Origin of the sequence: Arthrobacter sp. IK3 (assembly GCF_051337705.1) — a bacterium.
Taxonomy (GTDB): Bacteria; Actinomycetota; Actinomycetes; order Actinomycetales; family Micrococcaceae; genus Arthrobacter_B; species Arthrobacter_B koreensis.
Genome location: NZ_JBPPSW010000018.1, coordinates 1 through 23,336, shown reverse-complemented (window position 1 = coordinate 23,336; position 23,336 = coordinate 1). Strand labels below are relative to the sequence as shown.

General features: G+C 64.1%; 24 protein-coding genes and 1 riboswitch. Of the genes, 17 read left to right on the top strand and 7 right to left on the bottom strand.

Features of this window, described 5'->3' with window-relative positions; genetic code table 11:
- Positions 1–18 precede the first annotated feature (18 nt).
- Positions 19–1,833 (bottom strand): glutaminase A, encoded by a 1,815-nt coding sequence (glsA, locus tag ACSLGO_RS18185; protein ID WP_091607065.1) that lies wholly within the window; start codon positions 1,831–1,833, stop codon positions 19–21.
- 209 nt (positions 1,834–2,042) lie between these two features.
- Between glsA and ACSLGO_RS18180 the strand changes: the two genes are divergently transcribed.
- From ACSLGO_RS18180 to ACSLGO_RS18140, 9 genes are all read left to right on the top strand, one after another.
- On the top strand, positions 2,043–2,246 hold the full coding sequence (locus ACSLGO_RS18180) for a cold-shock protein (protein ID WP_066298618.1): 204 nt from the start codon (positions 2,043–2,045) through the stop codon (positions 2,244–2,246).
- A gap of 161 nt (positions 2,247–2,407) precedes the next feature.
- A complete protein-coding gene (locus ACSLGO_RS18175; RefSeq protein ID WP_091607062.1) occupies positions 2,408–2,851 on the top strand; it encodes a hypothetical protein in 444 nt (147 codons plus the stop codon).
- An 87-nt stretch (positions 2,852–2,938) separates the two neighbouring features.
- Positions 2,939–3,065: riboswitch (SAM riboswitch) on the top strand.
- Between the two features lie 28 nt (positions 3,066–3,093).
- Positions 3,094–3,222: a hypothetical protein gene (locus tag ACSLGO_RS18170; RefSeq protein ID WP_255300580.1), complete on the top strand. Its 129-nt coding sequence runs from the start codon at positions 3,094–3,096 to the stop codon at positions 3,220–3,222.
- On the top strand, positions 3,219–3,614 hold the full coding sequence (locus ACSLGO_RS18165) for a hypothetical protein (RefSeq protein ID WP_325787912.1): 396 nt from the start codon (positions 3,219–3,221) through the stop codon (positions 3,612–3,614). The genes ACSLGO_RS18170 and ACSLGO_RS18165 overlap by 4 nt, the downstream gene beginning before the upstream one ends.
- 104 nt (positions 3,615–3,718) lie before the next feature.
- Positions 3,719–5,026 carry an Nramp family divalent metal transporter gene (locus ACSLGO_RS18160; protein WP_091607057.1) on the top strand — a complete coding sequence of 436 codons (1,308 nt, stop codon included), beginning with the start codon at positions 3,719–3,721 and terminating at the stop codon, positions 5,024–5,026.
- A 183-nt stretch (positions 5,027–5,209) separates the two neighbouring features.
- Complete coding sequence (locus tag ACSLGO_RS18155; protein ID WP_436401642.1) at positions 5,210–6,613, top strand: protein kinase domain-containing protein; 1,404 nt, start codon at positions 5,210–5,212, stop codon at positions 6,611–6,613.
- 70 nt (positions 6,614–6,683) lie between these two features.
- Positions 6,684–7,079: a YchJ family protein gene (locus ACSLGO_RS18150; RefSeq protein ID WP_091607055.1), complete on the top strand. Its 396-nt coding sequence runs from the start codon at positions 6,684–6,686 to the stop codon at positions 7,077–7,079.
- Between the two features lie 147 nt (positions 7,080–7,226).
- Positions 7,227–8,285 (top strand): zinc-dependent alcohol dehydrogenase family protein, encoded by a 1,059-nt coding sequence (locus tag ACSLGO_RS18145; protein ID WP_091607530.1) that lies wholly within the window; start codon positions 7,227–7,229, stop codon positions 8,283–8,285.
- 103 nt (positions 8,286–8,388) lie between these two features.
- Positions 8,389–9,414, top strand: a complete 1,026-nt coding sequence (locus tag ACSLGO_RS18140) for a zinc-binding dehydrogenase (RefSeq protein ID WP_263128500.1) — start codon at positions 8,389–8,391, stop codon at positions 9,412–9,414.
- A 170-nt stretch (positions 9,415–9,584) separates the two neighbouring features.
- Here ACSLGO_RS18140 and ACSLGO_RS18135 read toward each other — a convergent pair whose 3' ends face one another.
- A complete protein-coding gene (locus ACSLGO_RS18135) occupies positions 9,585–10,115 on the bottom strand; it encodes a hypothetical protein (protein ID WP_325787916.1) in 531 nt (176 codons plus the stop codon).
- Positions 10,116–10,369: 254 nt separating this feature from the next.
- Between ACSLGO_RS18135 and ACSLGO_RS18130 the strand changes: the two genes are divergently transcribed.
- Positions 10,370–11,266: a phosphodiesterase gene (locus ACSLGO_RS18130; RefSeq protein ID WP_386886584.1), complete on the top strand. Its 897-nt coding sequence runs from the start codon at positions 10,370–10,372 to the stop codon at positions 11,264–11,266.
- A 66-nt stretch (positions 11,267–11,332) separates the two neighbouring features.
- On the opposite strand, the gene ACSLGO_RS18125 is transcribed toward ACSLGO_RS18130, so the two are convergent.
- The gene (locus tag ACSLGO_RS18125) at positions 11,333–11,764 is read right to left on the bottom strand and encodes a pyridoxamine 5'-phosphate oxidase family protein (RefSeq protein ID WP_091607048.1); all 432 of its coding nucleotides are present in this window, start codon (positions 11,762–11,764) and stop codon (positions 11,333–11,335) included.
- A 140-nt stretch (positions 11,765–11,904) separates the two neighbouring features.
- On the opposite strand from ACSLGO_RS18125, the gene ACSLGO_RS18120 reads away from it, so the two are divergent.
- Positions 11,905–13,551, top strand: a complete 1,647-nt coding sequence (locus ACSLGO_RS18120) for a catalase (RefSeq protein ID WP_436401641.1) — start codon at positions 11,905–11,907, stop codon at positions 13,549–13,551.
- A 136-nt stretch (positions 13,552–13,687) separates the two neighbouring features.
- Here the strand turns inward: ACSLGO_RS18120 and ACSLGO_RS18115 are convergent, their stop codons facing one another.
- The gene (locus ACSLGO_RS18115) at positions 13,688–14,419 is read right to left on the bottom strand and encodes a gamma-glutamyl-gamma-aminobutyrate hydrolase family protein (RefSeq protein ID WP_436401640.1); all 732 of its coding nucleotides are present in this window, start codon (positions 14,417–14,419) and stop codon (positions 13,688–13,690) included.
- A 229-nt stretch (positions 14,420–14,648) separates the two neighbouring features.
- Positions 14,649–16,286 carry a stealth family protein gene (locus ACSLGO_RS18110; protein ID WP_325787919.1) on the bottom strand — a complete coding sequence of 546 codons (1,638 nt, stop codon included), beginning with the start codon at positions 16,284–16,286 and terminating at the stop codon, positions 14,649–14,651.
- A 162-nt stretch (positions 16,287–16,448) separates the two neighbouring features.
- Between ACSLGO_RS18110 and ACSLGO_RS18105 the strand changes: the two genes are divergently transcribed.
- The 4 genes from ACSLGO_RS18105 to ACSLGO_RS18090 all read left to right on the top strand — a co-directional run bounded on the left by ACSLGO_RS18105 (position 16,449) and on the right by ACSLGO_RS18090 (position 19,533).
- Positions 16,449–17,087 carry a hypothetical protein gene (locus tag ACSLGO_RS18105; protein ID WP_436401639.1) on the top strand — a complete coding sequence of 213 codons (639 nt, stop codon included), beginning with the start codon at positions 16,449–16,451 and terminating at the stop codon, positions 17,085–17,087.
- A 114-nt stretch (positions 17,088–17,201) separates the two neighbouring features.
- A complete protein-coding gene (locus tag ACSLGO_RS18100; protein ID WP_436401638.1) occupies positions 17,202–17,849 on the top strand; it encodes a DUF6318 family protein in 648 nt (215 codons plus the stop codon).
- Positions 17,850–18,264: 415 nt separating this feature from the next.
- On the top strand, positions 18,265–18,750 hold the full coding sequence (locus ACSLGO_RS18095) for a hypothetical protein (protein ID WP_436401637.1): 486 nt from the start codon (positions 18,265–18,267) through the stop codon (positions 18,748–18,750).
- Between the two features lie 282 nt (positions 18,751–19,032).
- Entirely contained in the window at positions 19,033–19,533 is a 501-nt protein-coding gene (locus ACSLGO_RS18090) for a DUF6318 family protein (protein ID WP_436401636.1), read from the top strand.
- A gap of 9 nt (positions 19,534–19,542) precedes the next feature.
- On the opposite strand, the gene ACSLGO_RS18085 is transcribed toward ACSLGO_RS18090, so the two are convergent.
- Positions 19,543–20,328, bottom strand: a complete 786-nt coding sequence (locus ACSLGO_RS18085) for an MSMEG_6728 family protein (protein ID WP_263128511.1) — start codon at positions 20,326–20,328, stop codon at positions 19,543–19,545.
- 14 nt (positions 20,329–20,342) lie between these two features.
- Positions 20,343–20,972 (bottom strand): DUF1684 domain-containing protein, encoded by a 630-nt coding sequence (locus ACSLGO_RS18080; protein ID WP_091607027.1) that lies wholly within the window; start codon positions 20,970–20,972, stop codon positions 20,343–20,345.
- 22 nt (positions 20,973–20,994) lie between these two features.
- On the opposite strand from ACSLGO_RS18080, the gene ACSLGO_RS18075 reads away from it, so the two are divergent.
- A complete protein-coding gene (locus ACSLGO_RS18075) occupies positions 20,995–21,747 on the top strand; it encodes a sulfite exporter TauE/SafE family protein (RefSeq protein ID WP_152274806.1) in 753 nt (250 codons plus the stop codon).
- Positions 21,748–22,535: 788 nt separating this feature from the next.
- The coding region (locus ACSLGO_RS18070) for a hypothetical protein (RefSeq protein WP_436401635.1) at positions 22,536–23,336 on the top strand (801 nt) is incomplete at its 3' end.

Genomic DNA, 23,336 nt, shown 5'->3' with positions numbered 1-23,336 from the left:
TTTCCGGGAGCGGACAGCCTAGTCCTGCACGCGCACAGCGGTTTCCCGCAGGTACTGCTCCACCCGGGTATAGGCATCCTGAGTCAGCGCACGCCAGAACTGCGTGGCCAGGCGCGGTTCGTTTTCCTCCAGGTCCGCAATCTCTTCTGCCGGAAGGCGCCAGACTTCCACCGCGCCGTCGGCCTTGACCGTGGTTTCCTGCCGCTTGTCCTCGCCCAGGGCCATCTCGCCGAAGGTCATGCCGGCACCCAGGCGGTTCAGTTTCACGCGGTGCCCGTCCGGTCCCGGCATCAGGGTCTGCACGTGCCCGGAGGCAATAAAGTACACACCGCTGAACCGCTGTCCGATGCGGCGGATCACCTCGCCGTCGTCATAGGTGAGCTTTTCCATCCGCGCAGCCAGGTTCTTTGCCAGCTCCTCACCCATGGGCGCGAGGGCGGGGGAGTCGTCCGGCAGGATGCGCGCGGGCTGGACCAGTCCGGCGGCATGGCGTTCAAGCAGCTCTTCCTCGCACCATTCCACGGCAGCCGAGCGGGTGGCGAAGGCCTGGACATCGTGTCCGTCCTCCATCAGGCTTTCGGCCACCGCGCCTTCCGCATCGACCACGGCGAGGCTCCGTCCAGCCTCGGTGAGCATGTGGGCGGCCTCGGCGAACATCCGCATCGCCACTCCGGAGACCTCGTCGACGCTGCGAAGGTCCAGGACCACCAGTTCGACGTCGTCATCCAGGGAGGCGAGTTCGCGCACCATGGCCTCAGCGCCGGCAAACAGCAGGTCGCCGTTCAGCTCCAGGATCCGTGCCCGGGCGAGGTTCGCACGCAGGACGTTGGCGGCTTCCTCGCTGCGGCGGATGCCGGACGGTGTTGTTCCAATGTCGTAGGAGCCGCGGAGCGCCGAACGGCCGGTACGCCCGGCCCGGACGAAGTGCAGTTCGAGGTCGCTGGAAAGGCGCTGTGCGACGGCGACTCCGCGCACGCTGCTTCCATGCGCATCCAGCGGCGGAGAATAGACCGCCAGGCCGATCTGGCCGGGAAGCACGGCTATGGTGCCGCCCGCCACGCCGGACTTCGCCGGCATGCCGACGCTGCTCATCCAGGCTCCGGCGTCGTCATACATGCCGCAGGTGGCCATGACGGAGAGCACCCGTTCCACCGGGGCGATATCGAGCACCTGATCGTTGGTCAGGGGGTGCCGGCCGCTGTTGGCCAGTGTCGCAGCCATCATTGCCAGGTCCAGGGTAGTGACCATTACCGAACACTGCCGGAAGTAGTCCTCAATCACCGGAGTTGGATCCGATTCAATAATGTCGAAACTGCGCAGCAGGTAGGCCAGCGCGTGGTTGCGGTGGCCCGATTTGAGCTCGGACTGGTAGATCCGTTCGCTCACGGAAAGCTGGCGGCCCGCAAATGCCGAATAGGTATTGAGGATCCGCTTGAACCTCGAATTGCCGCCGGACCCGCGGACCAGCGACGTAGCGGTGAGGGCACCCGCATTGATCATTGCGTTGGCTGGCCGTCCGGTCCCTTCGGCCAGTGAAATCTCGTTGAACGAATCTCCGGACGGTTCAACGTCCACCTTGGCGTCGACGTCGTCCATTCCCCGGTCCGCCAGAGCCAGACCGTAGGTGAACGGCTTGGAAATCGACTGGATGCTGAACTCTTCGCGCGTGTCCCCAATCTCGTAGACATACCCATCCGCAGTAGCCAGGACTATGCCGAAATTGTCCGGGTCCACGTTCGCCATCGCCGGAATCGAGCTGTACGGTTTGCCGTCTTTCAGGTCCGCAATTTCGGTGTGGATTCGCTGCAGGTAGTGATCGATGGGGGAGTCCATCCAACCAGCCTACGGGGCCTCGGAAACCCCGTGACCTGACCGTTACCTGTGTGTATACTGGCCGCAGTTGTTGTGTTAAGCGTTGGGACTTGAAGCGGCGAACCCCGAATCCTGGGACAGCCGCTTTTTTTGTCCACCGCTGCATGGGACACTTCAGCTGGAAACTCCTCGACGGTCGGGGATGTTTCGCCTCAGAAGGATGATTAAAAATGGCAACAGGCACCGTGAAATGGTTCAACTCCGAAAAGGGCTTCGGCTTCATCGAGCCCGATGACGGCAGCGCCGATGTTTTCGCCCACTACTCCGCCATCAACGCGAGCGGCTACCGCTCCCTCGAAGAGAACCAGAAGGTTAGCTTCGATACCGAACAGGGACCCAAGGGACCCCAGGCGGTAAACATCCAGGCTGTCTAACCACAGACTTCCGGCCCTTTCACGGGCCAGCTGGACACAGATGCAGGACGGTCCCCGTCCTGCATCTGTGTGTTTAAGGGCCCTGTAGGTTTTGGACCTTTTGCGCCTGGATTTGGAATCCGGTGCTGTGTGGCCGGAGGCAGCGGGGTAGTTTGAACGCCATGGCCAGCACGAAGATGACTCCCGGTGACCTTGGAATCGACCTGAGTTCCGGTGCGCCGGACCAGCTCTACCGCTGGCTCCTCGCGAGCATCCTGTTCGGCAAACGCATCCAGCAGGAGATCGCGGCCCGTACCTGGCACGTCCTGATCAACCACGGCCTTACCAGCCCGGAAAAGCTTGCCGCTGCCAGCAGGGATGAGCTGATGAGGCTGCTCACGGAGGGCGGCTACGTCCACTACCGCTGGAAGGAAGACGACGAGCTCCACGCCGTCATGGCACGGATCCTCAAGGACTACGGTTCAGTGGAGGAACTGGTTTCCGGCGCGGACTCGCCGCAGGAGCTTAGGCGCCGGTTGGAGGAGTTTCCCGGCATAGGTCCGGTCACGGCGGAGATCTTCCAGGAGTGGGTGCCGGTCCGGTTCAACGGAACCTATTCGGGCTAGGCGCCGCGGACATTCGGGTTCATCGGAGCGCCGGGCGCGTAATGCGGCACACAAATCCGGCGCCGTTCTGTCTATACTCCTAAACAGCTTCAAGAACTGCGGCCGCCAAGCTCCGACTTGGCCGCATACCAACCCCACGCTCGTTGGGTGGTTCGGATGAAGAAGCGGCCTGCACTCGCCCTCCGGGGCAACCGGTGCCAGGCAAGAGCACGCCGAAAGGACCGGCGCACGGCGCCGCACCCATGGACATTTCAGCATCCCCTTGTGACCGCGGCCTGAATGCCGTCAGCCTCCAGGACTATGAATCCCTGGTCAGTACCCGGGAAGCCTTCGTGGACTTCCTGCTGGGCGAACCGGCCGCCGCGGCATGAGCGGTCCCTCGGGGCTGCTTCTGGACACCCCAGTCGTCGCGGAGGTCCGCAGCGAATCCCCGAACCGCGCAGTCGTCGAGTTTCTCCGCAGGCGCAGCCACCTGCGCGTCTTCGTATCTGCGCTGACTATAGGAGAGCTTGAAGCCACCACGCCCGGCTGGCTGCGCGAACTGTCTTCCCGCTTCTCCGAGAACATTCTTCCGGTGGACCATGAGGTCGCCCTGCTGTGGCGCACGCTGCCGCCGCCTGCTCCGGAAGACGTCCGCGGCGGAGTGAAAACGTGGCTCGCTGCAACAGCCATGACGCGCAATCTCACGGTAGTAAGTGCTGAACCTGAGGCCTTCGTGGCCTGTGGTGCCCATGCGGTTAGCCCTTTCACGGAATTCGGCTGAGTACAACCCCTTGTGAGAGAATTCATTGTCCCGGGTGAGGCCGGGCACACTTCCGCGTGCTGTCTTGGCGCCGCGGACACTCGCAAGTAAGGAATTCCTGGCCGATGGCTGAAAACACTCCCCGGACGGATGCGGTTCCGCATTCGGAACGGATTGACGATGACGGCGGCAAGGCTGCCAAATGGAAAATTGTTGGCCCCGGACTCGTGGTCGCGGCCACGGGCGTTGGCGCAGCAGACATGGTGGCCACACTGGTGGCCGGTTCCCGCTACGGCTACGGCCTGCTGTGGGCGGTCATCCTCGGCGTCATCCTGAAAATCATCCTGGTTGAAGGCGCGGGCCGCTTTACGCTTGCCACCGGCAAGACCATCTTCGAAGGCTGGCGCTCCCTGGGCCGGTGGACCACCTGGTACTTCGGTCCGTACATCATGATCTGGGGTTTCGTTTACGGAGCCACAGCCATGTCCTCGGCCGCCCTTCCACTGGCGGCAGTCTTCCCGTTCCTGCCGCTCTGGGCGTGGGCCATCCTCATGGGCCTGGCCGGCTTCGTCATGGTGTGGTTCGGCAAGTACGCCACCTTCGAGAAGATCACCGCCGTCCTGGTTGGCCTGATGTTCGTTACCGTGGTGGGCCTGGCCGTCATTGCGCTGCCAAATATCCCGGAGATGTTCAAGGGCCTGGTCCCGATGATTCCGGAAGGCGGAGTGGTTTACACCCTCGCCCTGGCAGGCGGCGTCGGCGGCACCATCACCCTGGCTGCCTACGGCTACTGGCTGCGTGAAAAGGGCTGGTACACGCCGAAGTGGATGAAGGTCATGCGCATCGACAACTCGATGGCCTACGTCATGACAGGCATCTTCGTCATCGCCATGCTCATTGTCGGTGCAGAGGTTGTACGCACCGCGGGCATCACCCTCAGCGCCGGGGACAAGGGTCTCCTGGACCTCTATGACGTTCTGAAGCTCGAATACGGCGACTTCGTCGGCACCGGTTTCCTCGTCGGATTCTGGGCCGCGTCCTTCTCCTCCATCATCGGCGTCTGGAACGGCGTCTCCCTGATGTTCGCCGATTTCTGGGGCAACATGCGCGGCAAGGAATCCGGACATCCGGATACCCGCGTGGGCGGCAAGTACTTCAAGTTCTACGTCCTGTGGCTGACCTTCCCGCCCATGATCCTGTTCGCACTGGGCCAGCCCATTGGCCTGATCCTGGCCTACGGCGTGCTTGGCTCCCTGTTCATGCCGTTCCTCGCTGTAACCCTCCTGGGGCTGCTCAACGGCAAGCGGATTCCCAAGGAATGGGCCAATCGCCTGCACACGAACATCGCTTTGGGCATCACCGCCCTGCTGTTCATCATTCTTGGCCTGCAGCAGGCCTGGAAGGCCCTCGCGCCGGTTTTCGGCGGGGAGTAGGCGCGGGCCGGCTTCGCCGCCGGATCCGATGTGCCGGATCGATGCACCCCTGAACTGCCCTGCCGCGCGTCATCGCGGCAGGGCAGTTTAGCTTATTGCGCCGTCATCTTCGAGGGAAAAACGCAGTTCGAAAATTTGTAGGCAGACCCCAGGTACGCGCTGAGAACCCTCCGTTACGCTGTAATGGCGAGAGAAGGTTGCAGCATGGAAATCAGCGCAGCGGGTGGCCTGAATCGTCTGATTGCGGGCCGATACCGACTCATCGAACCAATAGGCCACGGTGGCATGGCCACCGTCTATCGAGGACTGGACGAAGCTCTCGGCCGCGACATTGCCGTGAAGCTCTTCCGGGCCAGTGCTGTTGATCCCGACGACGTTGGGCGGCAGGAAACTGAGATGCGGCTTCTTGCATCCCTCTCCCATCCCGGGCTGGTCACCCTGTATGACGCAGGCAAGGACGATGCCGGCCGCGACGACGGTCCCGACGGCGAACCGCGGGCTTTCCTGGTCATGGAGCTGGTGGATGGTCCGGACCTGCGCAAGCGCCTGCGGGACAGTCCGGTACCCGCAGCCAACGTAGCCTACGTGGGGGCGGAACTCGCCGGCGCGCTGGCCTACATCCATACCCGGGGCGTCATCCACCGGGACGTGAAGCCGGCCAACATCCTTCTGCCTCCGCCTATCGCCGGCACGGCACCGCGCGCGAAGCTCACCGATTTCGGCATCGCCCGGATGATCGACGGCGCCCGGTACACGGCCACCGGAGCTACGCTGGGCACCGCTAACTACCTCAGCCCGGAACAGGCATCCGGGCAGTCCGCGTCCGCGGCATCTGACGTCTACTCCCTGGGCCTGGTGCTGCTTGAATGCCTGACCGGAAGAATCGAGTTTGGCGGCACCCCGCTGGAAGCCGCGGTCTCAAGATTGAGCCGGGATCCGGAGGTTCCTCCGTCCCTGGGCCCGGAGTGGTCTTCGCTGCTGACGGGCATGACTGACCGGGATCCGGACTGCCGGCCAACTGCGGCAGAGGTCTCGGCGGCCCTGCTGGACTACCGCTGGGCGGCTCCGGCTGTTCCCTCAGAACGCGCACGGGGAATCCGGTCGGCCCCTGAGGCCGCCGCCACCGGCGACACAACGGCCGACGGCGATGCAGCAGTCCCTCCGCCGTCAGCCGGTCCGGACGAGGCCGCGATCAACCCGCCCGACGCCCACACTCCGGCGATGGAACGGGCCGCGGCGGCCTACCTCGCCAGGGACGAATCCGACCACCCGGACATCCACACTCCTGCCGCACCTCCCACTCCGCCCTCGATCGGCAGGGTGGTCCCCGCCGGATCCGCGGGGACGGCGGAAGCCGGCAGCGGACACCGGAACGGTTCCAGGGCGGCCTTCGCCCCCGCAGCCGCTCTTCCACTGCAGCCGGGAAGGGCAGTGCTCGCGGGGCGAGCCCTGCTGGCAGTCCTGGCGATGACCGTCCTGACCGTCGCCGTCGTGCTGGCGGCAGGCAGGGTTGGCGCTGACGACTCGGTGAACCGGCAGCCGGTGCCCGGGCAGGTAGGCGGAACCAGCACCGGCGGTCCTTCGTAGGTCCCGGCTCCGGGAAACCAACGCACAGCGGGGTTAGGTTTGCCCGACTGTCTTCTCGCATACTGGAAAGATGAGTTTTCCGGCGTTATCCGAGACTGACCGCTGCCCGTGCCTGAGCGGTGAGACCTACCAGCATTGCTGCCGGCGCTTCCACGCGGGTACGTCCCCCGCACCCACCGCGGAGGCACTGATGCGTTCGCGCTACACGGCCTTCGTCACCGGGGATACGGACTACCTTGTCCGCACCTGGCATCCCAGCTCCCGGCCCGCACACGTGGACCTGGATCCGGAGACGAATTGGCGGCGCCTGGACATTGTGTCCAGTGTGGCCGGATCCCCGCTCGATTCGACCGGCACCGTCACGTTCGAGGCCCACTACCGCCAGGATGGAGCCCTTGGCATCCAGCGCGAACGCAGCACTTTTGTCCGCGAAGAAGGCAGATGGCTCTACGTGGCCGGCGAGTAGGAGCCGCCGCCTTCCCCCTGCCGGAGCGTGAGCCTAGGCTTAACTAGCGTCCGACGGTGGGCCCGGCATTCCGGGCCTCGACAGGGAAGTCTCCCGAACAGGCGAATGCGCCTGCCAGTGGTCGGACCCCAGCAGAACGAGGACACCATGAAAGCACTCGTTTACGAAGGACCCGGCCAGAAAGCCTGGAAGGACGTCCCGGATCCCACAATCCAGGACCCGCGGGACGTGATAGTCAAGATCGACACCACAACCATCTGCGGCACGGACCTGCACATCCTGAAGGGCGACGTTCCGGCCGTGACCCCGGGACGCATCCTGGGCCATGAAGGGGTAGGCACCGTGACCGAGACGGGATCCGGCGTCACGAACTTCAAGGCGGGGGACAAAGTGATCCTCGCTTGCGTTTCCGCGGACGGTTCCTGCAGCTTCTGCAAGGAGGGCCTGTACTCGCACTGCACCGGCTCCGAGGGCCAGTCAGGGATCGGGTGGATCTTCGGGCATCTCATTGACGGCACCCAGGCCGAATATGTCCGGGTTCCGTATGCGGACACTTCCATGTACATCCTGCCGGAGGGCGTTAGCGCCGAACACGGCGTCCTGCTGAGCGACATCTTCCCCACCGGATTCGAGATGGGCGTGCAGTACGGCCGGACCAAGCCGGGCGACGTCGTTGCGGTCATCGGTGCGGGTCCTGTTGGCCTGGCGGTCATCTCCACGGCAGGCCTGTACGGCGCGGCCAAGATCATCGCGGTGGACCTGGACCAGAACCGGGTGGACCAGGCCCGGCGGTTCGGTGCCACCCACGGGGTCAACTCGGGAGACTCCGACTGGAAAGAGCAGATCATGTCCCAGACGGACGGCTGGGGCGTGGATGTCGCCGTGGAAGCCGTAGGCATTCCGCGGACCTTCGAAATGTGCACGGAGATTGTCCGTCCCGGCGGCAACGTGGCGAACGTAGGCGTCCACGGCAAGCCGGTCAGCCTGGCACTTGAGCGTCTTTGGATCGAGAACATCGACATCAGCATGGGCCTGGTCAATACGGACACCCTGTCCATGCTGCTGAAGCTCATGGCTGAGGGGAAGCTCCCGGCCGAGGAATTCATCAGCCACCGGTATCCGCTCGATGACGTGATGACGGCGTACGACACCTTCTCGCGTGCCGCGGAGACCAACGCGCTGAAGGTGATTCTTAGCGCCTCCTAGGCCCGCTTCGCCGGGTTTTGGCCGGCTGGCGCACGAGGAGAATACTGGGAAGTGCGGTGCGCGGCTGCGTACCGCACTTTTCTCAGTGCTGAGGTGGTAATCAATGTCCGAAGATTCGTCCCGCACCATGATCGCCGGCCGTCTGAATGTCGAGACCGGCACGTTTGCGCTCAAGGAAATTCCGGTTCCGGATCCCGGCCCCGGTTTCGTTCGCGTGAAAGTCGAAGCCGCCGGCGTCTGCCTCTCCGACGTGCACCTGATCCAGGGACTGCTGCGCCCCAAGTTCCTCACGGGGAACGAAGTCACGCTCGGGCACGAAGTTGCCGGCACCGTTGACCTCCCCGGTCCCGGCGTCGCCTCCATGGCTCCCGGGGACCGTGTGGTGGTCCAGGCAGGGTATGAGCACAACGGCGTGACCCTCACCATGGGCGTTGACTACGACGGCGGATGGGCCGAATACCTGGTGGTGCCGGCAGGTGTCTGCGTGCCGCTGGGCGAGGACATCCCGTTTGACCAGGCAGCAATCATTCCAGACGCTGTTTCCACGCCCTGGGCCGCCATCGCCTCGACCGCCGAGGTGCGTCCCGGGGAAGCCGTGGGTGTGTGGGGGATCGGCGGCCTGGGTGCCCATGGAGTGCAGCTGCTGAGGATGGTGGGAGCTGCGCCGATCATCGCCGTCGACCCGATCCCGGAAGCACGTGCTCGGGCTCTTGAACTCGGCGCGGATGCAACGCTGGATCCGCTGGCCGAGGATTTCGCTTCCGCGATGAAGGCCGCCACCGGCGGCCGCGGGCTCGACGCCGCCCTGGACTTTGCCGGCGTCGACGCCGTCCGGAACCAGGCGCTGGCCTCCCTGGGCCTGCGCGGCCGGCTCGTGCTGGTGGGGCTGAGCGGCAAGCCGGTGACTATTGGTGACAGCACCGGCTTCTCCTTCTCCCGTCAGCAGGTGCTGGGGCATTACGGTTCCGAGGCGCACCACGTTCCGCAGCTCGTTTCGCTGACCCGGCTGGGACGCCTGGACTTCGCCGGGTCCATCAGCGCCCGCCTGCCGCTCTCGGAAGCGGAGCGGGCGGTGAAATCCCTGGATGCCAAGGAGGGCAACCCCATCCGGATCGTGCTCATCCCGTAGCGGCCAGTCCGGCGTCACTGGAGCCCTCCGCCAGCCCGGAGGGCTCCCATGACGTGAGGGCTTCAGTTATGCCGGATGACGCAGGCGGCCTCCGAAGGAGCCCGGGAAATCCCGGGGAGACAGGCCCTGAGGAGGGGCAGCCGGTCTCTGGCGCCGGCCGCCCCTGGCTCCTAGTCCTTCTTGTTCTTTGACTTGGAGTCCTTGGACTCCTTGAGGTCCTTCGCGGCCTTCACCGCAGCGGCTGCAGCAGTCGCCTTTACCGGCGTCGGCACTTTCACGACCTTGGTCTTTGTCTTGGTTTTGCTCTTGGTGTCCAGGACCAGGGCCGCGGCAATTCCCAGCATCCAGATGTCCTTGGCGAACGGCACGCCGTCCGCGCTGGGCCGGATGCCGTCGTCCTCGGTGAAATCCGGCGTCTTGAGGTACATCCTCATCATCCCTCCGGAGAAGGCCCCGAGGACCAGGCCGGCGAGGCGGCTGGGCACGAACGGAGTCAGCAGCGTCAGCCCGACGCCGATCTCGGCGGCGCAGAGCAGTTTGCCGAAGCGTGCCGGTTCAAGGTCCAGTACCTGCGGGAACGCGTTGCCGGCCAGGTGCTGCAGCCCGGCGGCGGACTCGTCATCCAGATTGCGCTTGTTCAGGCCCGAATTCAGGATGTATGCGCCGGTGGTGAGCCGCAGCGGGATGTGGCTGAGTTTCATGGTGGGTCCTCACTCCAGTGGGCAGTTTCCACGCAAGAGCCTACGGCTGCACCCGAACGGGCGGAAGAGGCTGCGGGGTATGCGGACGGAAGAATTCCCATGCGGCCCCGGACGTGGGCTAACGGTCCAAGGCCGAAAGATGTACATTCGGCGCTGAGGATCAACATGCCGACGCAAACTGCCCCGGGAGGCACGATTTCTGCTTTTATTAAGGAGGTACTGGGAAACCCGTAATCGACACGAGAAGGTCACCAATGGATTACCTCCCGGCCGAGCACCCCCGGCCGCGACATTTCATCCTTCACCTGAGCGACACCCACCTCCTGGCCGGACCGGATCCGCTGTATGGAGCGGTGGACAGCCGAGCCAAGCTAATAGCCCTCTTCGAACGTCTGGCAGAGGCAGAGCGCAAACCCGAAGCCATCGTATTCACCGGCGACCTGACGGACAAAGGTGAGCCGGAAGCCTACGACGAACTCCGCTCAATCGTTGAGCCGGCTGCGGAACAGATGGGCGCCAAGGTCATCTGGGTCATGGGGAACCATGACAAGCGCCAGCACTTCAAGGAACGGCTCCTGGACGAAGCACCGGACATGGCACCCATGGACCGTGTCTATGAGGTCAACGGGCTGCGGATCGTGACCCTGGATTCGACGGTGCCGGGATACCACCACGGTGAACTCAGCGACTCCCAGCTTTCCTGGCTGCGCTCGGTCCTGAGCACTCCGGCGCCGGAGGGCACGATCCTTGCCCTGCACCACCCGCCCGTTCCCAGCGTCCAGGATCTGACGGTCCTGGTGGAGCTGCGCCACCAGCGTGACCTGGCGGCTGCCCTGGAAGGGTCCGACGTCCGTGCGGTGATCGCCGGGCACCTGCACTATTCAACCTTCACCACCTTTGCCGGAATTCCGGTCTCCGTGGCGTCGGCAACCTGTTACACGCAGGACCTGGCAACGCCCGGAACCCGGGGCCAGGACGCCGGCCAGGGCTTCAACATGATCCACGTGTATGAGGACTCGGTGGTCCACTCCGTGGTGCCGCTGGAGGAAAGCAGCACGGTGGGAGAACGGGTGGACGAAACGGAGACCCGCCGCCGGCTGGAAGCAGCGGGACGGCGGATCCTGGATGCCCGGACGCTCAGCAACGCGTAGCTACACCATCGAGATGACAGAAACTGCCCGTTTCAGCCTTCAAAAGAGCAGTTTCTGCCATCTCGATTAGAGTTCGTCGGGGTCCGGTTCCGGGCCGAGGTTGAAGAACCGTCCACTGATCGACGTCGGAGTCAGTTCCACGTACCGGTACTTGGGCGTGCGGACCCACGGCTTCAGCGGAAGTTTCTCCGCCTCTTCGATCTCCGCGCTGTGGTCCAGTTCGCGGCAGGTTCCCTTGATGATGACGGACCAGGCTTCGTCGCTCAGAATTCCGTCGGTCTCGAACGCCACGTGGGAGTTGATGGTCACGCCCGCCAGCTTGGTGCCGGGCGCAGTGCGGAACAGCAGGACGCCGTCGTGCGCGTAGTAGTTGATGGGGAAAATGTCAGGCTGGTTGCCCACACTGAATGCGAGTCGCCCGTGGAAGGTCTTCTCGACGTACTTCCAGGCTTCTTCTTCCGTCAGCTCAACAACCGGAGGCCGTTCGTCAGTAGTCATGGCACCAGTCTGCCAACCCGGGCCCCGGGCCGCCAGCCACCCGTTCCCGTAGCGCCTTGACTCTCCCAACCTGCGCCGGGACCGTGGAAACGGTAAGCTTACTGACCTAATCGGCACGACCTCGACTGAGAGAGAGCATGATGACGGACGACAAGCAGTATTCGCCCCAGGAACACCTGACCACCCGGCAGGGCCATCCGGTCTCGGACAACCAGAACACCCGCACCGTGGGTTCGCGCGGACCGGCGACCCTGGAGAACTACCAGTTCCTCGAGAAAATCAGTCACTTTGACCGGGAGCGGATTCCGGAGCGCGTGGTCCACGCCCGCGGGTTCGTGGCCTACGGCGAGTTCGAGGCAACGGGCAAGTGGGGCGATGAACCCATTTCCAAATACACCCGTGCCAAGCTTTTCTCGGAGCCGGGCAAGAAGACCGACGTCGCCATCCGGTTCTCCACGGTGATCGGCGGACGCGACTCGTCCGAGGCCGCACGTGACCCCCGCGGCTTCGCGGTGAAGTTCTACACCGAAGACGGCAACTGGGACATGGTCGGCAACAACCTCGGCGTCTTCTTCATCCGTGATGCGATCAAGTTCCCGGACGTCATCCACTCCCTGAAGCCGGACCCCGTTACCTTCCGCCAGGAACCGGCGCGGATCTTCGACTTCATGTCCCAGACGCCGGAGTCCATGCACATGCTGGTGAACCTGTTCAGCCCGCGCGGCATCCCCGCGGACTACCGGCACATGCAGGGCTTCGGCGTGAACACCTACCGCTGGGTCAATGCCGACGGCGAGTCGAAGCTGGTGAAGTACCACTGGCAGCCGCGGCAGGGCGTGAAGTCCCTGACCGAAGAAGACGCCGCGAACATCCAGGCGGGGGACCTCGGCCACGCATCGAAGGACCTCTACGAGGCCATTGAGCGCGGCGACTACCCGCAGTGGGACCTGTACGTGCAGATGATGGATGACAACGACCATCCGGAACTGGACTTCGACCCGCTCGATGACACCAAGACGTGGCCTGAAGAGGTCTTCGTGCCGCAGCTGGTAGGCACCATGACACTGAACCGCAACGTGTCAGACCACCACAACGAGAACGAGCAGATTTCCTTCGGCACCGGTGTGCTGGTGGACGGCCTCGAGTTCTCCGATGACAAGATGCTGGTGGGACGCACGTTCAGCTACTCGGACACCCAGCGCTACCGCGTGGGTCCGAACTACCTGCAGCTTCCGGTCAACTCCGCGAAGAACGCGAAGGTCGCCACGAACCAGCGCGGCGGGCACATGTCCTACGGCACCGACCTGGCGCCGGGACAGAACCCGCATGTGAACTATGAGCCGAGCATCACCGGCGGCGTGCAGGAGGCTCCGAAGCAGGGGCCCTCCGCCGTGGGACCGGAGCTGGAGGGCCGCCTCACCCGGGAACGGATCGAGCGGACAAACGACTACCTGCAGGCCGGCCAGCGCTTCCAGCTCATGGAACAGTGGGAGAAGGATGACCTGGTCAAGAACTTCGTGGACAACATCTCCCAGGCCGCCCGCCCGGTACAGGAGCGCATGCTCTGGCACTTCTACATGTGCGACGACGAACTGGGCTCGCGCGTAGGCGAGGGCCTGGGCATCGGGCTGGCTGAGATCAAGGACCTCGGACCGCTTCCCACGCAGACCCTGACCGAAGAGGAACAGGAACGGATCAAGAACCTGGGCAGTAACGGCCCGCGGAACGTGGAGGGCCTGACCATGACCCACTGTGTCCCGAACGAGCACGTGGTGGTTTCCCGCTAGTTCCTGCGCAGTACCCGTTTTCCACCAGCGGCGGCCGGTTGAACCGGCCGCCGCCGGTGCGTCCAGCCCGTTTCGGGGTCCCGGGCAGTTCCTGCCACAAGGGCATTTTCCTCTTCGGTGGACGGGACGGCTGCGGTCACCGTTCCGAAGATCCGGCAGCGGCAACGAACCCCCGGAGCAGCCGGAGGTCTAACGGATTCTGCTCGGGATGGAACTGCACCCCGAGGACCCAGCTGCCGGCGTCGGGCAGTTCCACGGCCTCGATGGTTCCCTCCGGCGCCTCCGCCGTGACCACCAGGCCGTGGCCGAGTTCGCCGATGCCCTGGTGGTGGTAGCACGGGGCACTGGCCTGCGGGCCGAGCAGGGACCTGATCAGGGAGCCCGCAGTGGTGGTGAAGCCGACTTCCCCGAAGACTCCGGGGGACGGCTGGTAGCTGGCCTCCGGGCGGACGTCGGGCAGGTGCTGGATCAGCGTTCCGCCCAGGGCGACGTTCAGGATCTGGGCGCCCCGGCAGATGGCCAGCAGCGGCAGTCCCCGGTTCAGGACGGCACGGGTCAGCGTCAGATCATGGGTGTCCCGCTGCGGCTGGCTGACCGTGAGCTGGTGCCGTTCGTGCCCGTACAGTGCCGGATCCACGTCTGTGCCGCCGGCCGTGATGAGTCCGTCCAACCGGTCCAGGACGTGTTCGCCCGTCGCTGCCGGCGGCAGGAGCACCGGAACACCGCCCGCAGCGGCCACCGCCTCGACGTAGGTGCCGGGGACCAGTGCTGCGGGTCCTTTCCAGACTCCCCACGCGGCTTCCTGGTAATAGGTGGTGATGCCGATGAGCGGCCGCGTGCCGGGTAGCCGATCCCGGAATTCAGCCATGCCGGTTTCCCCCTCGCGTTCCCCGATCACCGGAAATGGCTGGTGGATGAGCAATCCATGTAAAACCGAGCTGTTGGAGAAGTCTGCGGTTGCAGATGAAGGCGCGTCAAGGGCACCACGGTCCGTCGCTGCAAACAAACGGCGGCGCAAACAAACGGCGCTGCAAACAAACGACGGCGGCACCGGGGGTTCGCTCGAAAACCCGGGTGCCGCCGTCGTACTTTGTGCCCTAGTTTTCCCAGGGCGCCTTGATGGGGAAGTACTTCTCCAGGAAGTCCGTGACCCGGTTGGTGCGTTCTTCCGTGGAGACTTCGGGGAAGGACCCGTCATTGAGGCAGAAGAGGTCCTTGTTCCGCTTCGCCAGGAGCCGGTCCATGTCCTTCAGCCCGCGGTAGGAGGTGGTGTCCACGTACTTCACCTTGGCGGTTTCCTGCGTGACGGCACGGCCGGTGAGCAGGGCGTAGTAGTGGTAGAGCGAGTTGGTGACGGAAATGTTGTCCTTCGCCCGGAACTTGCTCGCTGCCGTTGCCGCGAACTCATCCGGGAACACAGCTTCCATTTCCACCAGCACGCTTTTGCGCAGCGGTGCCGCCGTGTGTTCAAGGTGGCGCGTGGTGATCCGCCCGAAGCGTTCCCAGAGCAGCCGGCGGTTCACGCGGGCGGCGTTCTCGAATCCGCTGCGTTCCGGATCGTTGGCTCCGAGTCCGATGCGGGTGCTGGCTTCGATGAACTTGGTGATCCCGCCGGGGGAGAAGAACAGATCCGGTCCGACGGGGCGGCCGAAGAACATGTCGTCATTGGAATAGAGGAAGTGCTCGGATAGTCCGGGGATGTGCTGCAGCTGGGATTCGACTGCCTGCGAGTTGAACGTCGGCAGCACGGACGGGTCGCGGAAGTGCTCCGTTGCCGGCACGAACGTGACGGACGGGTGGTCTGCCAGCCAGTCCGGGCGAGGGGAATCGGAGGCGATGAAGATGCGGCGGATCCAGGGCGCGAACATATATACCGAGCGCAGGGCGTACTTCAGCTCATTGATCTGCCGGTAGCGGGCTTCGTGGTCGTCACCTTCGCCGACTACGGCGTCCTGCATCAGTGCTGCGCGGCGGGCCCGGTATTCCGGGGAGCTGCCGTCCACCCAGGAGAAGACCAGGTCCACGTCGAACCGGATGTCCGTGGCGTGGTCCGCGAACATGTTCTCGATGGTGGGCCAGGTCAGGCCGTGCTTGTCAACGCTGCCGCGGACAACTTCGGAGGCCGGCAGGGTGCGGCGGGTCAGGGAGTTCTCGACGGGGAGGGTGATCTCCTTCTCTCCGAGTTCCCACAGCTCCACCTGGACGCCTGCGGAGGGGCCGAACACGAGGTTGGTTCCGCTGGTTCCGCGCGGGCGGAAGAGGCGGATGATGCGTGTGCGCTCATGCGGTGAGAGCTCGCCGTCGGCCACCAGGAGGGTGCGTGACTTTTCGGTGTCCACGCTGCGGGAGTAGAACGGTTCGTCGCTGCAGGCTTCCACGAAGGCGCGGCGGAGCTCTTCGCGCAGTTTGAGGTCTATTGCGATTACGGGGCGCTGGTCGTTTCCGCGGACCAGCAGGTAGTCGATTCCGGCGTCGTCCAGTACCCGGCGGACGAACAGCAGGTCTTCCACCATGGCCTGGTGCGGGGTCAGGCCGGTGTCCATGAGGGTCAGCCTGCCCTTGATTTTGCTGACGTTAGGGCGGTGCTCAACCCGTTTGACGACGGCCAGGGATGCCGTCTGGAGGTCTTCTGCCTCTGCGCCTTCTTCCGGTGTGCCGAAGTAGACGTCGTGTTCTGCAGTGATGTCGGTAATTGGAGCCTCCAAGGGGGTCGGGCCGGTTAGGGCATGTGACATGAGTGGGGGAAGCGTGCGACGCTGCACGGTAGCTGGACCGCTGAAACTCACCTGCCGGTTTTTGGTGCCGTGCCGGTGCGTGGAAACCGCGGATGCTATGGGCGGCGCTGGCGGGGCTGCGTAGCATTGATGCTTAGCACGCGGAAACCTCCGGGAGCCGATGTGAGATACCGTAACACCCTGTTGTGTGCCGCCGTGACGGCGGGCCTTGCTGCGGCCTCGTGTGCTGCGCCACAGCCTTCCGATCCGGCAGGTCAGGCATGGTCTTCCTATGCGGTTTCGGAGAGCTCGCTGGAGTTTGAATACCGTTCTGACTGGCAGGTTGAGCAGGTTCCTGCGCTGGCCAATGATCCTTCCGGCGGTGTTTCCCTGCGGGTTCACGACGCCGACGGCGAGGTGATTGCCTGGCTGGACACCGGGATTATTACGGACCAAGTCTGCATGGGTATGCAGGAGCCGGTTGCCTATACCGAATACGATTCCCAGCCCATGCCGGAACTTGAGTCCGGGCAGGGCACTTCGCAGCGGTTTGTCTACCGTTCTGTAGCTCCGGCTTCCGGCGAGGCCCTGGTGACCTATGCGGTGGTCAGTGCTCCACCTCCGTCAGAGGAAGACGCGGCCTGCGGTCTTTTCGATTTCTTCACCCTGACTGAGTCCAGCGGAGCCCGGTTTGCCGGTGTTGTCCGTCCTGACAAGGGAATGGACTCTGCTGCCCACTTGAACAAGGCCTCAGCGTATGTGGATTCTGATGAGTACCGCGATGTGAGGCGCATGCTGGTTTCCCTGCACAATTCCGATTGAGTTTTCTGGGCTTCTTTGCACTTTTGCTGTGGCATGCTGTGGATAAGTACGTATGCTATGCGGCAGTTTCAGTAGCATCTACCGCACGCTGCCTTCTCTATCACGGGGGTCTCAATGTCCAGTCTTGGTGTTCGACGCCAGTTTGCTGCGGTTTCCCTGGCTCTGGCTGGTGCTCTTGTCCTTGGGGCCTGTTCCGGTTCTGATGAGCCCGATGCTGATGCGGCCCAGTCGCCGAGCAGTTCTGTTTCGCCCAGTACTTCTTCCACACCCTCTCCTACGCCGACTGCGACGTACAAGCCTGCGTCTGCTGAGGGTCCTGCGGAGAATGTTCCGCTGCCTGAGATGCCGGAGGAAGCGAAGGTTGAGTCGAAGGAGGGGCTCGTTGCCTTTGCGCGGTATTGGTATGAACTCGTGAACTACGGGTACGAAACCGGGGATGTAGAGCCGGTTAAGGCGATCAGCGGGCCGGACTGTTTTGCCTGTCAAAGTCTCTACAGCGGCATGGGGGATGTTTACGGAACGGGAGGATGGATCCAAGGCGGAGACATTGAGATCCTCACATTGGATTCTGACTACCAGTTGACGCCTGAAGGACGCAGGCAAGTGCTTGTCTCTGTGAAGCAACGAGACATGGTGTATTGGGATGGAACCGGAAACGCGGATAGGCGCCCAGGCGACGAAATTTCCTTCCTTCAGATAATGGAAATCTCGTTCGAGGACGACGGATGGTACGTGCACATCGCCGAATCGACGGGCGACTGAAATGCCGTCCGTACCCGCCATTTGGCTATGGGGCGTCCTCCTCATCGGTTTGACACAGGGTTCTGTGGTTCCTGTGCATCAGGCCCCGCCTAGAGAGGGCCCTGTTATCGACTGGGGAGATGGCAGTGTGCGGGGAGAAACACGTTGGGTGCAGGACCCTATATCCGGAAAATGGACGAGCGCAGAAGTCCCCTTTGTGGACAGTAAATATGATTTCCGTTTTAGGCTCCTATGTTTTGACGAGGACAACGGTGACATTGCTTGTCTCCCATCACTTCCCGAATGTCGTCGCGCACCAGATGGAGTGGTGGTGCAGTGGGAAAGAAGTGTTAGGGCTAGCACTGCTCCGGTGTGGGAACAGATCGGAGGGCCAACCTGCATCTATTCCGAAGACCCGGCTGCGTTCGAGGAGCGCTTGCGCGGAGAGATCCTCAGAGCCTTCCAGGAAGCCCCGATCGCTCCGGGCACCGTAACCCTGCAGCCCAGCCCTCACACACTGATCGGCGCGCACACGAACGTCTACGTAGAAGCGCGGCCCCAGCTCTTCGAGATGGAGCTGCTTGGACAATCGATCCGCATTGAAGTGGAGCCCACGGAGTACACGTTCAACTACGGCGACGGCACCGTGTACGGGCCTGTCTCCACTCCGGGAGGTCCGGTGCCGGAGGCACGCTGGGGAGAGCAGACAGCCACCAGCCACGTGTATTCGCAGACCGGTGACGTTCCGGTAAGCACCACGACGTTCTTTTCAGGTCAATACTCTGTGAACGGCGGCCCGATGATTCCCATCGACGGGCGCGCCGAAATCGCTTCCCCCTCCCAGACACTGAGCGTGTGGCGGTCCGAGTCCCGCAACGTGGCGGACAACTGCCTGGTGAACCCCAGCGGGGCCGGCTGCTGATCGGCCGAAATCCGCCCTGTGGATAAGCCAAATCACCCGCAGAGATAGGCATAGCCTCGATCCACAACGTCCGGTGGACTTACGGAGAAGGCCATGCAGAAGAAACGGATCCCCTCGGGACCAGGAAGACCCGAAAGAGCCGTCGTCCGAGTGCTCGTGGCTGCCCTGCTCACCCTCCTGTTGAGTAGCTGCTCGATGGTCAGCTTCAAACCGGCGGTAAACACATCCCGGGAAGAACCCGCAGAGACGGGTTCCTCCGCCCCCGCATCTGTGGAACCGCCGATGCCGGCACCCACCCCTTCCTACAGCCAGGCTTCCGGCGCGGGGCCGGCTGCCAATGTGGAGCTGCCGGTACTGCCCGAGGCGGCACGCCAGGAGACAAGGGACGGACTGCTGGCATTCGCCGAGCATTGGTTTGAGCTTGTCGACTACACGTACCAAACCGGAGACACCGCACCGCTCAAAGCGGTGACAACGCCGGAGTGCGACGTCTGCGGAGGCATGTACGGGAGGATCCCGGAGACCTATGCGAATGGGGGATGGGTGGAAGGCGGACTGGTTGAGGTGGACAAGCTTGAGTCGGCTTTTGTCCTAACGCCGGAAAACCGGCGGCAGGCAACGATGTCGGTGAGGCAGAAAGTGATGGTCTTTCGAGACAACTCGGGCAAGTCAGTCGACGTGGTTGCCGGAAACCTCCACTCCAGTCACATGCTCCTGGAGGCAACGTTCACCGGAGACGGCTGGTACGTGGATACAGCAGTGCTTACGGGATGGCCGGGCTAATGTCCCGGTCTAGCGGCCGGGTTTCGGCACTGAAAAGAGCACCCGGGGATCTTGCAGCAGGGCTGGGTAAGAAAACTCGGACCGGAGCACAGTGCCGGAGACCTGGACAGGACGGACGGCACTGTCATTCGTCAGGGTCACTTCCCCCACGGTGGCCAGCTGTAGAACAGCTCGGTCCGGTCCCAGCAGGACGACCTCGTCGCCGTCGTTCATTTCCTCCAGGAAGCGTTCCAGCTGGCGCGCTTTCTTTCCCGTCACGGGTGCACCGCGAGCGGACAGCATCGGCAGTTCGATCACGGGCCTGTCGCCCCCGGGAACAGGCCGAGCAGCCCACAGCGAGTCCGGTCCGGGTTCCTCCGGCAGGACCAGCTTTTCCGGTTCCGGCCACACATAGGGCAGATCCGGGGGAGTGCCGGGGAACAGGTCCGCGTAGAACACGGGATCTTTGGCGAGCAGGTTCGACCGGTGGCTCTCGTGAACCTCCGCCTCGCCGAGCCACGGGGGCAGACGCACCTTCCCGCCGTCGGCCTCTGGCGCGAACTCGACCAGCTGTTCCCGCACCGTGTCGGCAAATCCCCGGCCGGTCCACCCATCGGTCATGGCCAGGCCGTAGGAAACCAATGCGGGCACGTAACCCATCCACATCCGGGTGGCGGGGTGATTTTGCCAGCCGTAGTCGGGAAGGACCAGCGCCCGCAGGATCTGCAGGGTTTCAACCCTTTGCTTCCCCAGACGCGGAGAGTCGAGCACCTCAGCGCTTTGCCGGAAGTCCTCGTAGGGAACGAATGTCTGCATGCCGGTCTCAGGACCTAGTACTCGGCATACAGTTCCCCTGCGAGCACGGGTTCCGCCACCCGGTTATCAGGCCCCGGCAGGGGGCAGGCCCAGCGCTCGTCGTAGGCGCACGACGGGTTGTAGAGGAAGTTGAAATCCAGAACCAGGGAATCGTCTGCCCCTTCGCCGAGGTGCGCACCCTTAATCGTGTCCAGCAGGTAGCGGCCGCCGCCGTACGTTCCGTTGGGCTTACCGGCCAATCCATCCCGCAGTGGGAGGAACAAACCGCCCCCGTACGTGGCCAGACGCCACAGTGCCAGCCTGCCAATCGGCGTCGTAACGGTTCCGAGCCGTTCGAAGTAGACGGTTCCGTCTGTTCCGGTGGGCACTTCGAGCTGTTGTCCGGCGCCGTCGTCGTCTATTGGCGCCTCGCAGCGCAGTTCGGGATTATAGGGCGCGACGGCGAGTCCCGTGAAGCACTGTTTGGCCCCCTCACTGAGGGGCGACGCAGGGTGGGACGCGAACAGCTCGTCCCGTTCGCGGCGCCACAGGTCGTGTGCGGACGACGGAGAACCGGCGCTCGCAGCGTGCCGCACCTGGGCGTATATGTCGAACATGCGACGGCGCCAGTCAGCCGTCCGGAGTGCCGAATCGGGAGAAACCATATCCCCAGCGTAGTGTGTTCGGGTGACTACGGGACTGTTGATTGTTGTGCTGGCTTCGATCTTTGTCGGGGCGCTGGCCCAGCGGATCGCCGGTCTGGGGTTTGCGCTGCTGATTTCGCCGTTCCTGGTGATTATCCTCGGCGCCCATGCCGGAGTGCTGATGGTGAATGTGTGCGGGCTGGTTTCCTCGCTCCTGATTATGTTCCGCGTCTGGAAGGACGTGGACTGGAGCATGTATCGGTGGCTGACACTTCCCGCCGTGATCGGAAGCATTCCCGCATCGATCGCTGCCGTGTACTTGCCGGCAGCTCCGATGGCCGTGATTGTGGGTGCGATCGTTCTCGTCGCCCTGGGCGCTTCCCTGATCCTGGCCCGGAACTCAGTCGTCGTGACCGGGAACCCGGCCAAGGCGGTCGCCGGTTTCGCCTCCGGAGTGACCAACGCTGTCGCCGGTGTTGGCGGTCCGGCCGTCAGTGCCTACGCCGTGATGGCCCGGTGGCCGCAACGCCCGTTTGCAGCGACCCTTCAGCCGTTTTTCGTCACCATCGCCATCGTGACGCTCAGCGTAAAGCTCTCGATGGATCCAGGGCAGATGCCTCCGTTCAGTGTCCTTGCCTGGGTGTTGATCGGTGTCATGATCATTGGCGGCATCTATGCGGGAGAGGTGCTGCAGAAGCACATCCGTGACGACCACGTGCGCTTCGCAGTCATCGTGATCGCCTTCCTCGGAGCCGGTACGGCCATGGCTAAGGGCATCGTCGACCTGATGGCGTAACCGCCGGTGGGGGTCGGCGTCACTGGCCGTTGCCGGTGCTGGCCTCAATGGTGCCGGGTACTCGGCGACGGACACGATTCCGGTGGTCGCGTCGACGGGCGCGTTGCCGGGGTTGGCGGTTGCGTGCGTGATGCCCGACGGCGAAGCCCGGTTCTGCGGTTTGGCCCGGTTCGGCGGGGCTTGGGGTAGCTTCCGTGGCGCTGATCGAGCTGCTTGAAGCAGTGCGGGTTGAAAGGCTGGCCGCAACGCCCGTGAGACGTCCGATTGCTGCGCCGATGCGCCCCCGATGCAGCTCACCGAGACCCGCACAACCTAGCCTTAAGTGATCGGCTGCTATTTTCGTTGGGTGCCCGTAGACCTAGCCTTGGTGCAGACGAAAAGCGAGTAATTTACCGGTAATCCGGTGGTCTGAAAAGGGCCGATTTTGCCCTCGGAATGTCAGTGGCAGCTGAGAGCCTTGGGGTATGAACCGTTCCTCGGGCACCCCGTTTTCCCGGTCAGCTGACCGGGAGCAGGACGGTGCTCCGGGTACGGGACCACGACGAGGTTCTGCCGGTTCCTTTTCCCCGCCCAGTCCCGTGCGCTCGGATGGTACCGGAGGCCCGGGTGGCTCGGCCGGTCAGGGCGGTTCGGGTAGCCCTGGAGGCCCCGCCCGTCCAGGCAGCTTGGGCGACGCCGGCAGCCCCGGCAGTTCCGGCAGCCCCGGCGCCCCCGGAGGCCCGGGTGGCTCGGGCGGCCATGATGGAAGGGACTCACCAAAGCCGCACCGCGGCGCTGCGTTCCCCACGGTGGCTGTCTTCCATGCCGAGCCCGGGCCGACAGACACAACCGATCCCGATCCGCTGCCTGAAGGATTCACCGGGCAGCTATCCCTCCGCGGACCCGAAACCCTCGGCTACGACGAAACCGTGTCCACGCTGCAGCGCCTGGGCATACTCATCTCCTGGGCCCAGGCCCAGCAGGCCCGCGTAGCCGCCCGCCTGGAAGTACTCTTCGCCAGGGACATCACCGAGGCATCCGGACGCGAAGAACCAGCCCTGGCCATGAGCCTCGCAGCAGCCGAAGCCTCCACCGCCCTGAACATCCCCCACATGACCGCCGTGCAGCTCATCAGCGAATCCACCCGGCTCTGCACCGACGCACCACAGACTCTCGCCCGTCTGGCCGAAGGGAAAATCGCCCTCCAGCACGCCCGCATCATCCTGGACGAAACCCACAACCTCCCCACCGACACCCTCGAAGAACCAGCCACCGGCACCGCCCCCGGCCGCGCAGCCCCACCAGCAGCAGGCCCCGGCGCACCGGATAACGGGGAACCCGGACAGCTGGACCTCGGTCTCGACAGTCAGGGCCCGCAGTCCGGGCCTTCCAGCGACCACGGATCGAACGAGCAGGCTGACGGGGACGGCCCCGGTGATCCCGCGCCCGGAGCCGGGCTCACCGTCCGGGGCGCGTTCGAGCGCGATCTGCTCGAGGCAGCCGAGGGAAGGACCGCTGCCGGATTCGGACGCCGTGCCCGACGGCTGCGGGAATCACGGTTCCCGGACCTGATCCCCGTCCGGCACCGCCAGGCAAAGGACAAACGCCGG